This is a genomic window from Streptomyces sp. Y20, assembly GCF_043195475.1.
Lineage (GTDB): Bacteria > Actinomycetota > Actinomycetes > Streptomycetales > Streptomycetaceae > Streptomyces.
This window is the reverse complement of record NZ_JBIDDP010000012.1, coordinates 34911-48878: the sequence shown is the minus strand read 5'-3', so window position 1 is coordinate 48878 and position 13968 is coordinate 34911. Positions and strand designations below refer to the sequence as shown.

Below are 13968 nucleotides of genomic sequence, written 5' to 3'. Positions count from 1 at the left end.
ATCACCGCCCGTCCGGAAGGTCAGCCCCCACATGACCAGCGCACAGGAGCCCGGCCACCACTCCGAGGTGACCCTCCGGGTCAACGGCAAACCGCACACCGTGCTCGTCGACCACCGGCGCGTCCTGCTGGACGTGCTGCGCGAGGACCTGGATCTCACCGGGTCGAAGAAGGGCTGCGACCAGGGCCAGTGCGGTGCCTGCACCGTGCTGGTCGACGGGCGCCGCCTGAACAGCTGCCTGCTGCTCGCCGTCGCCCTCGACGGCCGTGAGGTCACCACCGTCGAGGGCCTCGGTGACGGGGAGCAGCCGCATCCGCTCCAGCGGGCCTTCCTGGACCGCGACGCCTTCCAGTGCGGGTACTGCACCCCGGGCCAGCTCTGCTCCGCCGTGGGCATGCTCGCCGAGGCCGCGGCCGGCCACCCCTCCCACGTCACCGACCCGGCGGCCCCCGCCGGGCGGCCCGTGGCGCTGGACCGGCCCGAGATCCGCGAGCGGATGAGCGGCAACCTGTGCCGCTGCGGTGCCTACCCGCGCATCGTCGAGGCGATCGAGGACGTGATCGAGTGACCGGCTTCGGATACCTCAGGCCCGACGGTCTGCAGGAGGCCGTCGAGGCGTACGCCGCCCACCCCGGCGCCCGCTACCTCGCCGGCGGCACCAACCTGGTCGACCTGCTGAAACTCGGCGTCGAGCGGCCCGCCCTCCTCATCGACATCGGCCGGCTGCCGCTGGACACCGTCGAGGAGCTGCCCGACGGCTCCCTGCGCGTCGGCGCCACCGTCCGCAACAGCGACCTGGCCGCCGACCCGCGCGTCCGCGCACGCTACCCGGCCCTGTCGCAGGCGCTGCTGGCGGGCGCCTCGGGTCAACTGCGCAACGCCGCAACCACCGGCGGCAACCTGCTCCAGCGCACCCGCTGCCCCTACTTCCAGGACCTGGACAAGCCCTGCAACAAACGCGAGCCGGGCAGTGGCTGCGGCGCGCGGGACGGCGTCCACCGCGACCACGCCGTCCTCGGCCACTCCGAGCACTGCATCGCCACCCACCCCTCCGACATGGCCGTCGCCCTGACCGCGCTGGACGCCCAGGTCGAGCTGTACGGCACCGACGGCACCCGGCGCCTCGCCGTGGCCGACCTGCACCGGCTGCCCGGCGAGCACCCCGAACGGGACACCTGGATCCGCCCCGGCGAACTGATCACCGGGGTGGTCCTGCCGGCCGCCACCGCCGGGGTCCCCTCCGCCTACCGCAAGGCCCGCGACCGGGCGTCGTACGCCTTCGCCCTCGCCTCCGTGGCCGTCGTCCTGAAGGTCGTGGACGGGGTCGTCGACCAGGCCGGCGTCGCCTTCGGCGGACTCGCCCACCGGCCCTGGCGGGCCCGGCACACCGAGCTGGCCCTGCTGGGCGCCCCCGCCACCCCGGCCGCCTTCGAAGGGGCCGTGGCACTCGAACTCGCGCACGCCGAGCCGCTGCGGGACAACGCCTACAAGGTGCCTCTCGCCCGCAACCTGGCCCTCGACGTTCTGCACCGTCTCGTCCCGGCACCCGCAACGGCCTGAGCCGCCACAGGAGGAACCATGACCGGCAGCGCCCTGGGCGCCCCCGCCGAGCGCCGGGAAGGACGCCAGAAGGTCACCGGCACCGCCCGCTACGCCGCCGAGTACGCCGTGCCCGGCCGCGCCCACGCCTGGCCCGTGCCGGCCTCGGTCGCCCGCGGCCGGGTCACCGGCGTCGACACCTCGGCCGCCCTCGCCCTGCCCGGCGTCCTCGCCGTCCTCACCCCCGGCGACGCCCCGCGCCTCGCCGAACCCGAGGACGCCACCCTCGCCGTCCTCCAGGACGCCGCCGTACCGCACCGCGGCTGGTGCGTGGCCCTGGTCGTCGCCGAGACCCCGGAGACGGCCCGCGCCGCCGCCCGCGCGGTCCGCGTCAGCTACGACACCCGGCCCCACGACGTGGACCTGAACGAGGGCCACCGCGACGCGTACGCGCCGAAGCAGGCCGGTGGCGAGCCGGGCACCCTGGAGCACGGCGACCCGGAGGCGGCCTTCGCCGCCGCCGACGTGCGCGTCGACGTCACCTACCGGGTGCCGCCGCTGCACAACCACCCCATGGAGCCGCACGCCAGCACCGCCCACTGGGACGGCGACCGGCTCACCGTGTACACCTCCAGCCAGGGCGGTACGGCCGTCCGGTCCGTGCTGGCCCAGCTGTTCGAGCTGCCCGAGGAGCAGATCACCGTCGTCGCCGAGCACGTCGGCGGCGGCTTCGGCGCCAAGGGCACCCCGCGCCCGGACGTCGTCCTCGCCGCGATGGCCGCCCGGCACACCGGCCGCCCCGTCACCCTGGCCTGCCACCGCCGCCACCTGCCCACCACCACCGGCCACCGCGCCCCCACCCGGCAGCGGATCCGGCTGGGAACGGACGCGGACGGCCGCCTCACCGCCCTGCTGCACGAGGTCACCACCTACACCTCGCGGGTGAAGGAGTTCGTGGAGTACGCCGCACTCGTCTCCCGCACCATGTACGCCACCCCCGCCCTGCGCAGCACCCATCGCGTCGTCCCCCTGGACGTGCCCTCCCCCTCCTGGATGCGGGCACCCGGCGAGGCCCCCGGCATGTACGCCCTGGAGTCCGCGCTGGACGAACTCGCCGACGCGCTCGGCGTGGACCCGGTGGAGCTGCGCGTCCGCAACGAACCCGACCGCGAACCCGGCAGCGGCAAGCCGTTCAGCAGCCGCGGCCTCGTGCGGTGCCTGCGCGAGGGCGCCCGCCGCTTCGGCTGGGCCGGCCGCGACCCGCGCCCCGGCATCCGCCGTGAGGGCCCCCTGCTCCTGGGCACCGGCGTGGCCGCCGCCACCTACCCCGTGATGGCCTCCCCGTCCTCGGCCAGTGTCCAGGCCCTGCCCGACGGCACGTTCACCGTCCGGGTCAACGCGGCCGACATCGGCACCGGAGCCCGTACCGTCCTCGCCCAGATCGCCGCCGACGCCCTCGGCGTCCCCTTGGACCGGGTGCGCAGCGAGGTCGGTCACAGCGACCTGCCCCCGGCCCCGCTGGCCGGCGGTTCCTCCGGCACCGCCTCCTGGGGCTGGGCCGTGCACGAGGCGTGCACCCGGCTCGCCGCGCATCCCGGCCCGCTGCCCCCCGACGGCCTGACCGTCCGCGCCGACACCACCGGCCGCGCGGACGCCGAGAGCCCCTACGCACGGCACGCGTTCGGCGCCCACTTCGCGGAGGTCGCGGTCGACACCGTCACCGGCGAGGTCCGGGTGCGCCGCATGCTGGGCGTCTTCGCCGCCGGCCGGATCCTCAACGCCCGCACAGCACGCTCCCAGTTCACCGGCGGCATGGTCATGGGCCTCGGCATGGCGCTCACCGAGGGCAGCACCCTTGACCCCACGTTCGGTGACTTCCCCGAGACCGACCTCGCCTCCTACCACGTCCCCGCCCACGCCGACGTCCCGGCCATCGAGGCCGACTGGATCGACGAGGACGATCCCCACCTCAACCCGATGGGCAGCAAGGGCATCGGCGAGATCGGCATCGTCGGCACCGCCGCCGCCCTCGGCAACGCCGTCCACCACGCCACCGGCATCCGCTTCCGCGAACTGCCCCTCACCCCCGACCGCATCCTCACCGGCCTGCTGTCCGAGGGCTGACCCGCCCGGCCCGGTCGGATCCGTCAGTGCTCGGCGACCGGGTAGCGGTGCACCGGGGGCAGGCCCGGCAGGAGCCCCGGCCACACGGTGTCCAGGACGTGGGCGCTCGGTGTGAACGGCGGCGCGGACAGGGCGGGCAGGTCGGCCACCTCGTGCCACTCCCAGCGGTGGATCAGATGCGGCTCGGTGACGACCGGTGCTCCGGTGAACGCGGTGACCTGGACGGCGGCCGTCAGCCGGGGCATGCCGTCGACGGAGTCCAGCAGCACCGCCCGCACCATGACGCCGGCCGGATCGGCCCGCAGCGACGTCTCCTCCGCCAGCTCCCGCACCCCGGCGGAGGCGAAGTCCTCACCCGGGTCGTTCTTGCCGCCGGGCAGCTCCCAGACGCCCCGCACCGACCAGCCCAGCAGCACCCGCCCCGCCGGATCGGTGACCACGACACCGGCACCGGTCAGCGCGTGCGGGACGGGGCGCCCCTTGGCGGCGCACACGAGCGGGCCGGGGGAGGGGCCGCGCAGCACGAGCAGGGCCAGGCCGTCGGCGTCGTACCGCCCGGCCGACTCCCAGCCCGCGCACAGCAGCCCGATCTCCTCCTCGTCCAGGGCGACAGCCCGCTTGTCCTCCGGTACGGCGTCCGCGATCCAGGTGATCACGCACAGCGCGCCGCCGGGACGCAGCCGCTCCCGCAGCCGGTTCAGCACCCGGGTACGGTCGCGCACGAACGCCCAGGCGAGCCGGACGGTGATCAAGTCATAGGCCTCATGGGGTAGTCGTCGCAGGTCGTCGCGTTCGACGTCCAGCCGCAGGTACGCCACCTCCGGCCCGTCCGTGCGCCCGGCCTCGGCGAGCGCGGCGGCCGACAGGTCGACCGCGTCCACCCGGTACCCCGACCCGGCAAGATGGCGGGCGAGTTCGCCGAGTCCGCAGCCCACGTCCAGGGCGAGCCCGCCTGCGGGGGCCGGGACGCGGGCGGCGAGCAGCCGCCGCTCGGCCTCGCCCAGCGACCGGAACCGGCCGCCCCTCGCGTAGTGGGCGTCCCACGCCTCGGGTGTCAGGTGTGCCACCGGGTCTCCTCCGTGCGTGCCGGTCCGTTCCGCCGCCAAGGCAATCATGGCCGGGGGAGGGACCGGACACACCGCCGGCCCGGACACACCCGCCGGATCCGCGCACCGCCGGCCCTGGCACACCGCCGATCCGCGCGCACCGCCGTACGCGATCTCGACGCGAGGGCCCGACGGGACCACCATTCCCTGGGAGGAGCGGTCGAGGGCGACGGGAGCTGCCGGAACATGCACGTGAGTGACGTACCCCTGCGCGTCCTGGCGGTGGACGACGAGCGACCCGCACTGGAGGAACTGCTGTACCTGCTGGGCCAGGACCCGAGGGTGGGCACGGTCGTGCCCGCGTCCGCGGCCACCGAGGCGCTGCGCCGGCTCGGCCGGGCCATGGAGACGGGGCCGGGCGGCGCGGACGCCTTCGACGTCGTGTTCCTCGACGTCAGCATGCCGGGCCTCAACGGCCTGGAACTGGCCCGGCTGCTCGGCGGGTTCGCCACCCCGCCACTGATCGTGTTCGTCACCGCCCACGAGGACTTCGCGGTCCGCGCCTTCGACCTCAAGGCCGTCGACTACCTGCTCAAGCCGCTGCGCGAGGAGCGCTTCGCCGAGGCCGTGCGCCGGGTCGCCGACCTGGTCCGGGCCGGGCAGGGGCCCCGGCCCGCCGCCCTCCCGCCGCCCACCCCCGCTCTCGGTGACCAGATCCCGGTGGAACTGGGCGGGGTGACCCGCTTCGTGCCCGTCGCCGACATCACCTATGCCGAGGCGCACGGCGACTACGCCCGGCTGCACACCCGCGACGGCAGCCACCTGGTGCGGACACCGCTGTCGACGCTGGAGGAACAGTGGCGCGCACGCGGCTTCGTACGGATCCACCGCAGCCGGCTCGTCGCCCTCGGCCGGATCGAGGAACTCCGGCTGGACGGCGGCAACCTGAGCGTCCGGATCGGCGACCGGATCCTCGCGGTGAGCCGCCGCAACGCCCGCGAACTTCGCGACCTGCTGGCCCTGCGCGCGACGGCCCGGCCCCGCTGAACCGGCGACGCGACGGCGGCCCGGTGCCGCGCCCGGCTGCCGGGCCGTGGGGAATCCGGTCCGCCGGGTGTCTCGACGGTGGCGCTCTGCGTACACTCGCCGCACACAAGGTGATCACCGTGGCGTCGGGGAGTGCGTGATGGGTGCGGAATCCGTCCCTCGCAGAGAGGTGGTCACCGGACGGCCGCGCACGCCCGGCGGCGGCCGGGCCCTGCCGCCCCCGGTCCCCGTGCCCGCCCCCGGCCCCGCCCGCCCGGACGGCGACACCGCCGTCCGTGCCCTGATGCGCCGTCAGCTGCGGGCCGCCCTCACCGCCATGGCCCTGCTCGCGGTCCCGCTCGGTCTGCTCCCCGTCCTCCTGCGGGTCCTGCCGCTCGCCGGCACCGCGCCCCGCGTCCCGCCGGCCCTCTGGCTCCTGCTGGGCGTGGCGCCGTATCCGGCGCTGCTGGGCATCGGCGCCTGGTACGTCCGCCGGGCCGAGCGCAACGAAACCGGCACGTCCACCCCCGCGGAGCGCCCCTGACCATGCGCCGACCACACACCGGGGCCGGCCGGTGAACCGGACGTACGGCATCGCGGGCGTGACGGCCGTGGTCCTCGCCACGGTCCTCGTCGGCGCGCTGGGCCTGCGGGTCTCCCGCACCACCTCCGACTTCTACGTCGCCTCACGCACCGTGGCCCCCCGTCTCAACGCCTGCGCGGTCAGCGGCGAGTACCTCTCCGCCGCCTCCTTCCTCGGCGTCGCCGGGCTCGTCCTCGCCCAGGGCGTCGACATGCTGTGGTTCCCCATCGGCTACACCGCCGGGTTCCTGGTGCTGCTGGCCTTCGTCGCCGCCCCGCTGCGCCGCTCCGGCGCCTACACCCTGCCCGACTTCGCCGAGGCCCGGCTGGAGTCCCGGGCGGTCCGCCGGGTCGCGGGCGGCCTGGTCGTCGGCATCGGCTGGCTGTATCTGCTGCCCCAGCTGCGCGGGGCCGGGCTGACCCTGCGGCTGCTCACGGGCGTGCCCGGCTGGTTCGGCGGGCTGATCGTCGCGGCCGTGGTGACCGTGGCGGTTGCCGCCGGGGGGATGCGCAGCATCACCTTCGTCCAGGCCTTCCAGTACTGGCTGAAACTCACCGCCCTTCTGGTGCCCGTCGCCTTCCTGCTGCTCGCCTGGCGCGCCGACCACGCCCCGGCTCCGTCCTGGGACGACCGGCCCGTCCTCCACCGCTCGACCGAGGCGCGCCTGGACCGGCCGGTCACCCTCACCGCCCGCGCACCGGTCCGCGTGATCGTCTCCGGCTCCGTCGACGGCCGTACCCTGCACGGCGCGCCGCTCACCCTGGCCGAGGGACGGCACCGGATCGGCGCGGACACCACCCTGCGCTTCCCGGCCGGCGCCCGCGTCCCGCTGCCGGACGGCACGTCCGGCCGTACCGCCCCGTCCAGCTGGGGGAGACCGCTCTCCTCGGACCGCGGACAGCACGGCCTGTACGCCACCTACGGGCTGATTCTGGCCACCTTTCTCGGCACGATGGGCCTGCCGCACGTCGTCGTCCGCTTCTACACGAACCCCGACGGGCGCGCCGCCCGCCGCACCACCGTGATCGTGCTCGGTCTGCTCGGCGCCTTCTACCTGCTGGTGCCCCTGTACGGCATGCTGGGCCGGCTGTACGCGCCCGACCTGCTCCTCACGGGCGACACCGACGCCGCGGTCCTCGTGCTGCCGCAGCGGCTGATCGGCGGCGTCGCCGGTGACCTGCTCGGCGCCCTCGTCGCCGGCGGCGCGTGCGCGGCGTTCCTGTCCACCGCCTCCGGGCTCACCCTGTCCGTGGCCGGCGTGCTCGCCCAGGACGTGCTGCCCACCCTGGGGGTACGCCACTTCAGGTTCGCCGCGCTGCCCGCGATCGCGGTGCCCACCGCCGCGGGTGCCGTGGTCAGCGACCTGCCGGTGGCCGACGCGGTCGGGCTCGCCTTCGCCGTGTCAGCCTCCTCGTTCTGCCCGCTGCTCGTGCTCGGCATCTGGTGGCGCGGCCTGACCCCGCCGGGCGCCGTCGCCGGGCTCCTGCTCGGCGGCGGCTCGGCGCTCACCGCGGTCACGGTGACCATCGCGGGCGGCGCCCGTTCGGGCTGGCTGCACACCCTGCTGGCCTGGCCCGCGGTGTGGTCCGTGCCGGTGGGGTTCGCGGCCATGGTGCTGACGTCCCTGGCCACCCGTGACCGGGTGCCACCCGGCACGACCGCCACGATGGCCCGCCTCCACCTCCCCGAACCCGCCTCCACCCACCCCTGATCCACCCCGGCCCCCACCCACCTCCGACCGCCCCGGTCCCGACCGCCCCCGCTCCCGGCCGTCCCGCCCTCGTCCGTCCGCCACGACCAGCCCCGCCGCGGCCACCCGGATCCCGACGCCCCCAACCCCGCCAGAGCCACCCCCACCGCCACCCCACCGCCACCGCCACCGCCACCGCCACCGAGGAGTACCGTGTCCGTCCGTCCGCCGCATCCCCTTCAGCCGTACCGCTCATGACCGTGCTCGTCACCACGGCCCTCGCGCTGGCCGGGCTCGCGCTGTTCGTGCTGGGGGCCGCACTGGGGCACGGCGCGGCGCGCCGGCAGCTGGAACACGCGGCCGGCACCGACGGGACGCGCGCCCTCGCGCACGCCCTGCACTCCGCCGCGCTCGCCGCGGCACCGCTGCGCGCCGGACTGACCCCGGACACGGCCCGCAGGACGGCCCGCCGACTGCGCCCCCTGCTCGGCGCCCCGGCCCTCGCCCTCGCCGACGACACCCGGATCCTCGTCTGGGACGGCGCCGCCGAGCACCACCGCGACCAGCTCGCGGCCCAGCTGGCCCCCGCCCCGCGCCCCCGTACCTTCGCGCTGTCCTGCGCAGACGAGGGCTGTGCGGTGCGCTGGGCCGTCCTGGTGCCGCTGAGCGCCGGCGGGGTGACCACCGGCACGCTCGCCGTGTTCGCGGGAGCGGAGTCCGCCACGCTGGTCCGGGCCGCGGAGGAGGCGGCCCGCCGGCTCTCCGTGGACCTCGACCTGGCCGGCCTCGACCGGGCCCGCTCCAGCGCGCACGAGGCCGAGGTGCGGGCGCTGCGCGCACAGATCTCCCCGCACTTCGTATACAACTCCCTCGCGAGCATCGCCTCCTTCGTCCGCACCGACCCCGACCGGGCCCGTGAACTGCTGCTGGAGTTCGCCGATTTCACCCGCTACTCGTTCCGCCGCGACGGTGACTTCACCACGCTCGCCGAGGAACTGCGTTCCATCGAGCAGTACTTGGAGCTGGCCCGCGCCCGGTTCGGCCACCGTCTCCAGGTCACCCTGCGCATCGCCCCCGAGGTACTGCCCGTGACGCTCCCGTTCCTGTGCCTGCAACCCCTGGTCGAGAACGCCCTCAAGCACGGCCTGGAGGACTGCGTGGAGCGCAGCAGGGTGACGATCACCGCCGAGGACGAGGGCACCGAGGCCCGGGTCGTCATCGAGGACAACGGCGTCGGTATGGAACCGGAGCGGCTGCGCGGGATCCTGCGCGGCACGGCCGGGGCGTCCACCGGGATCGGCCTGAGCAACGTGGACCGCAGACTGCGCCAGGTGTACGGCGACGACCACGGCCTCGTCATCGAGACGGGCGTGGGAGCCGGTACGAAGATCACGGTCCGCGTGCCGAAGTTCCGGCCGGGCGTCCAGGCTCCCCCGCCCTGACGCCGTCGTCCGGCCATCATGGCCGAACCCCGACGGTCGTGGCACCGCGTCAACAGCCCCCCGCCACCGTGGCATTGGTCACGTTAACAGGGGCGCCGACAGGGGCAGGGCTCCTTTTCGGGGACGCGGGGCGGCGAGCCGTCTTGCCGCGGGGACAGGGGTGGGACTTGTGTGGGGGAATGGTGAACGGGGGCCGTGACCACGCGTGCGCCCGGCCAGTCGTCGGCGAGCGTTAACGGCGGCGTCACAGCGATTCGTGGTGCTTCACCGCATGAATACGTATGGTTGTGCGAAGAGATCCATGTGCGGATGGCGAGGGCGTTATTCCTCGCCGGTCATGTGAGGTTCGTGCGCGACTGCGGTTCACCATGCGTGTAGCAACCCGGACAACCGGCGCACAGGCCAGGGGGGTTACTTGATGTTCTTCATCAAACCGGGCCGTGTCATGCAGCAGCCGCTCCGGCAGGGCGGAGTGCGCAGACCGTTCGTTCGCGCAGCACGGCGGACGGGGCGCTGAGGCGCTCCGGTCGAGTCGGACAAGGGCGGACCGCACGGGTCGTGCCGTGCGGGCCGTCGGCGGACAAAGCAGCTGTGAGGTGCGGAATCGTGCTGGACGGCGGACGCGAGCAGACGCAGGACACCTTGCGGTTCTTCCGGGCGGGTCCCCGGAGAGCCGCGGCGGGGGGCAGGGCACCACCTCCGAGCGGCCCCGAAGAAGCGGCCAACGGGTCAGAGCGACACCCCCACAAGATCAGAACGCCACCCGCTCACGAGTCAGAGGTCTGTAGTGCCCCCGCGATATTCAGTCATCTCCGAACAAATTCTTCTGGAATCATCTTCCGAACCGGGCCGCTCTATTGCACAATCCGCGCTGTTCTGGCTCGACGGGCGCCTTGGCAAAAGCATGGAGTTAGCAGCCGCGGCGTCGCAACCGGTCCCGGGGGAACGGACCGGTGGCGTCAGCTCGCTCGAGGCCCGCATCTGGTACGCGACGCTGCTGACCCGAGTCCGCGGCCTGCGGCCGGCCGGCCGTCTCATCGCCGGCGTCGGGTCCGCCCCCCACGCGTCGCTTCGCCCGGAGGTGCATGCGGCGCTGCACCTGTGCCAGGCGGAGATCCACCTCGCCGCGGGGAGACCCGTCGAGGCCGCGGCGGCGGCCCAGGCGGGGCTCCGGCTGGCCGGCCAGGCCGGGAGCCGGGGTCTGCCGCCGCGGGGGCACGTGGTCATGGCCGTGTGCTCGGTGCGTTCCCTGGACCTGACGACAGGCCTGTTGTACGCCAACTACCTGCGGGACGCGGGGCTGCTCGGGCAGGAGAACCTCATGCCGGGCCAGTGCGTGTGGGCCGCCGCCCAGGCGCTGGAGGCCCGCAACGGCCTGGAGAGCGTGGCCCACTTGCTGAAGGGCATCGCCCACGACGACGTGCTCACCGACGACCTGCTGGTGTCCCAGCCGGCGGCGGCCTCCTGGCTGGTGCGGGCCGGGCAGCGCCTCGGCGACGACGGCCTCGCCGAGGGGACCGCTCGCCGCATGAGCGCCCTCGCCCTCGTCAACCGGAGTTTCCGCAGCGTACAGGCGGCGGCCGAGCACGCAGCCGCGCTGTACGAGCGGGACGCGGACGCGCTGGAGGCGGCCTCGGAACGGCACCTGGACCCGTGGGCCCGGGCGTCCGCGCTGGAGGACGCGAGCCGCATACGCTCCGCGCACGTCTCGGAGCGCGACCGGGCGGTCGGCCTGCTCCGGCGCGCGGCCGACGCCTACCTGGGGGCCGGTGCGTCCCGCGACCTGTCCCGGGTGCAGAGCCGGATCCGGGAGCTCGACGGGCAGTGCGGCAGGCCGGCCCGCAGCCGGACCCGGGTCAGCCGGCTCACGGACACCGAGTTCGCGGTGGCCGAACTGGTCAGCCAGGGTCTGACCAACGGTCGGGTCGGCAGTCAGCTGTACATCTCGCCGCACACGGTGGCGTTCCATCTGAAAAAAATCTTCCGCAAGCTCGACGTGACCTCCCGCGTCGAACTGGCCCGCTCCTGGAACCGGATCCTGGTCGAGGAACGCCCCGACTCCCCGCGGGAGTCCGAGCCCGGGTTCAAGGTCCGGCCGCCCATGGCGCGGCAGGCCGGGTAGCCACCCGTCGGTGCGGGGCCGTCGTCGCAGCTGGCAGCCCCGCGCCGGGACCACCTACCCCGCCCTACCAACCTGGGGGATGCCGCAGCGCCGGTGTCTGCCCGTAGCCTCCCGTCGAGGGAAGCACCGCTCCTCACCGTGGTGTGCCGTCCGTCGGCGAGTGCCGGCCGGAAGGGACCGGGCGGGTTGCCGGGACAGCCGTACAAGTGGCCAGGAGTCATGTCATGACCCATCTTCTGCACATCGACGCGAGCATCCGTTCCGGCGAGTCCGTGACGCGGCAGCTCACCGCCGAGTTCGCCACCCAGTGGCGGCAGAACCACCCCGACGCCGGTTACACCTACCGCGACCTCGGTGCCGAGCCGGTCCCGCACATCACGCACGAGGTGCGGGAGTGGCTCTTCGACCCGTCCGGCGACCTGCACGGCGTCAGCCCCGAGGAGCAGGCGCTCACCGAGGCGCTCGTCTCCGAGGTCCGCGAGGCGACCACGATCGTGCTCGGCATCCCGATGTACAACTACACGATCCCGTCGTCGATCAAGGCATGGATCGACCGGCTGGTCAGCCCGGCCCACATGATCCTCCCGGGTGCCGAGTCCGGCGCGCTGAGCGGCAAGAACGTCATCGCCGTCACCGCGCGCGGCGGCTCCTACGCCCCCGGCACCCCGCGCGAGGGCTGGGACTACCAGGAGCCGTACCTGCGGGCCGTGCTGAGCGCCATCGGCCTGGCCGACCACCTGAAGTTCGTGCACGCCGAACTCACCTTCGCGGCGATCGTGCCCGCCATGGCGCAGCTGAAGCCGCTGGGCGAGAAGTCCCTGGCGGACGCCCGCGAGACCTTGCGCAAGCTGGCCCTGTGACCTTCGGCACCACCGTTCTCGCGGGCGGGCGCACCCGTGGGGGGCGCGGTTCTCCGCGGCCAGGTACGTTCGCACACACTGTGGGGAAGGTGCTTCATGAGCGAGATGCTCTCCTACGAAGAAGTCTGGTCACGCACCCATCACTTCGACCCACCCGCGATCTTCGACGCGCTGCGGGAGGAACGCCCGCTCGCGCGGATGGCCTACCCCGACGGTCACATCGGCTGGATCGCGACCAGCCACCGGCTCGTCCGCGAGGTCCTCAGCGACCCCCGCTTCAGCCACAGCCTGGAGATCGGCCACTTCCCGGTCACCAAGTACGGCGCCGTCGTACCGCAGTTCCCGGCGCTGCCCGGCATGTTCATCCACATGGATCCGCCGGACCACACCCGCTTCCGCCGCATGCTGGCGCGGGAGTTCACCGTCCGGAGCATCGCCGAACTCGCCCCCCGCGTCGAGTCGGTGGCCGCCGAGCAGATCGAGGCGGTGCGCGAGCACGGCGCCCCCGCCGACCTGCTGGCCACCTTCGCCAAACCATTCGTCCTGCGGGTCCTGTCCGAGCTGGTCGGCCTGCCGTACGAGGAGCGGGAACGGTACCAGGACGTGCCCGCCCTCACCCACGACCCGGACGGTGACGCCGAGGAGGCGATGGCCGCCTACGGGCAGGTCGGCGCGCTCATAGGGGAGACCATCGAGCGCAAGCGCAAGGAACCCGGCGACGACATCATCAGCCGGCTCCTGGCCGCCGGCGAGCTGTCCGACGAGGAACTGGGCAACATGGTGGCCCTGTTGCTCTTCGCGGGCTACGAGACGACGGAGAGCGCTCTCAGCGTCGGCGTGCTGGCGCTGCTGCACCACCCCGGGCAACTCGCCGCCCTGCGCGCCGACCTGACCCGGGTCGACGCGGCGGTGGAGGAGATCCTCCGCTATGTGACCGTCAACCAGTACGAGATCTTCCGCACCGCGCTGGAGGACGTCGAGCTGGACGGCCGGACCGTGAAGAAGGGGGAGACTGTCACGGTGTCCCTGCCGGCCGCCAACCGCGACCCGGCGAAGTACGGCTGTCCCGCGCAGCTCGACCTCGACCGCGACACCGCCGGACACCTGGCGTTCGGCCACGGCATCCACCAGTGCGTCGGCCAGAACCTGGCCCGCCTCGAACTGCGTACCGGCCTGCGCGCGCTGCTGGAGGCCTTCCCGAACCTGCGGGCGGCCACGCCGCCCGAGGAGATCCCGCTGAGCCTGCGCGGATCCGTCTTCGGGTTGAAGACCCTGCCCGTCACCTGGTGAGACCCCGCACCTCTCGGTAACCCCACCCCTGCGACCACCTCCGGCGTGGCGGCGCCCCGCGCAATGTCGCGCGGGGCGGCCGCCCCGCTCTTCCGGGCGCCTGACCGCCGCGCGCTCCAGCGCGGCGCGGGATGTTCTGCTCCCGTCGTTCAGGAAGCCGGCCGGCTGTCCGATGCCGCACAGCCGCCTCCGCCGTGTCCGGCAACCGCTCCCGCCCTGCTGCTCCCGGTACCCGCTGCCGCCCTG

11 protein-coding genes are annotated in these 13968 nt (G+C 74.2%); 10 read left to right on the top strand and 1 reads right to left on the bottom strand.

The genetic code is table 11. The features are described from left to right. Positions 1 to 31 precede the first annotated feature (31 nt). From ACGFT1_RS26890 to ACGFT1_RS26880, 3 genes are read left to right on the top strand one after another with little or no spacing between them, the layout of a single operon-like run. Positions 32 to 568, top strand: a complete 537-nt coding sequence (locus ACGFT1_RS26890) for a (2Fe-2S)-binding protein (protein WP_373911558.1) — start codon at positions 32 to 34, stop codon at positions 566 to 568. After that, on the top strand, positions 565 to 1560 hold the full coding sequence (locus ACGFT1_RS26885) for a xanthine dehydrogenase family protein subunit M (RefSeq protein ID WP_373911557.1): 996 nt from the start codon (positions 565 to 567) through the stop codon (positions 1558 to 1560). The genes ACGFT1_RS26890 and ACGFT1_RS26885 overlap by 4 nt, the downstream gene beginning before the upstream one ends. An 18-nt stretch (positions 1561 to 1578) precedes the next feature. After that, a complete protein-coding gene (locus ACGFT1_RS26880) occupies positions 1579 to 3663 on the top strand; it encodes a xanthine dehydrogenase family protein molybdopterin-binding subunit (protein ID WP_373911556.1) in 2085 nt (694 codons plus the stop codon). A 23-nt stretch (positions 3664 to 3686) separates the two neighbouring features. Here the strand turns inward: ACGFT1_RS26880 and ACGFT1_RS26875 are convergent, their stop codons facing one another. Further along, positions 3687 to 4730 (bottom strand): NUDIX domain-containing protein, encoded by a 1044-nt coding sequence (locus ACGFT1_RS26875; RefSeq protein ID WP_373911555.1) that lies wholly within the window; start codon positions 4728 to 4730, stop codon positions 3687 to 3689. A gap of 225 nt (positions 4731 to 4955) precedes the next feature. On the opposite strand from ACGFT1_RS26875, the gene ACGFT1_RS26870 reads away from it, so the two are divergent. The 7 genes from ACGFT1_RS26870 (at position 4956) to ACGFT1_RS26840 (ending at position 13722) form a co-directional block, all read left to right on the top strand. Further along, positions 4956 to 5756, top strand: coding sequence for a LytR/AlgR family response regulator transcription factor (locus ACGFT1_RS26870; protein ID WP_373911554.1), 801 nt, complete (start codon positions 4956 to 4958; stop codon positions 5754 to 5756). 139 nt (positions 5757 to 5895) lie between these two features. Further along, positions 5896 to 6279: a hypothetical protein gene (locus ACGFT1_RS26865; RefSeq protein WP_373911553.1), complete on the top strand. Its 384-nt coding sequence runs from the start codon at positions 5896 to 5898 to the stop codon at positions 6277 to 6279. Positions 6280 to 6310: 31 nt separating this feature from the next. Further along, positions 6311 to 8029, top strand: a complete 1719-nt coding sequence (locus ACGFT1_RS26860) for a cation acetate symporter (RefSeq protein WP_373911552.1) — start codon at positions 6311 to 6313, stop codon at positions 8027 to 8029. A 233-nt stretch (positions 8030 to 8262) separates the two neighbouring features. Next, positions 8263 to 9450, top strand: coding sequence for a sensor histidine kinase (locus ACGFT1_RS26855; RefSeq protein ID WP_373911551.1), 1188 nt, complete (start codon positions 8263 to 8265; stop codon positions 9448 to 9450). A gap of 904 nt (positions 9451 to 10354) precedes the next feature. Further along, on the top strand, positions 10355 to 11572 hold the full coding sequence (locus ACGFT1_RS26850; protein ID WP_373911550.1) for a LuxR C-terminal-related transcriptional regulator: 1218 nt from the start codon (positions 10355 to 10357) through the stop codon (positions 11570 to 11572). A gap of 224 nt (positions 11573 to 11796) precedes the next feature. Beyond that, positions 11797 to 12432, top strand: a complete 636-nt coding sequence (locus ACGFT1_RS26845) for an NAD(P)H-dependent oxidoreductase (protein WP_362225700.1) — start codon at positions 11797 to 11799, stop codon at positions 12430 to 12432. A gap of 96 nt (positions 12433 to 12528) precedes the next feature. After that, on the top strand, positions 12529 to 13722 hold the full coding sequence (locus tag ACGFT1_RS26840) for a cytochrome P450 (RefSeq protein ID WP_373911549.1): 1194 nt from the start codon (positions 12529 to 12531) through the stop codon (positions 13720 to 13722). Positions 13723 to 13968 lie beyond the last annotated feature (246 nt).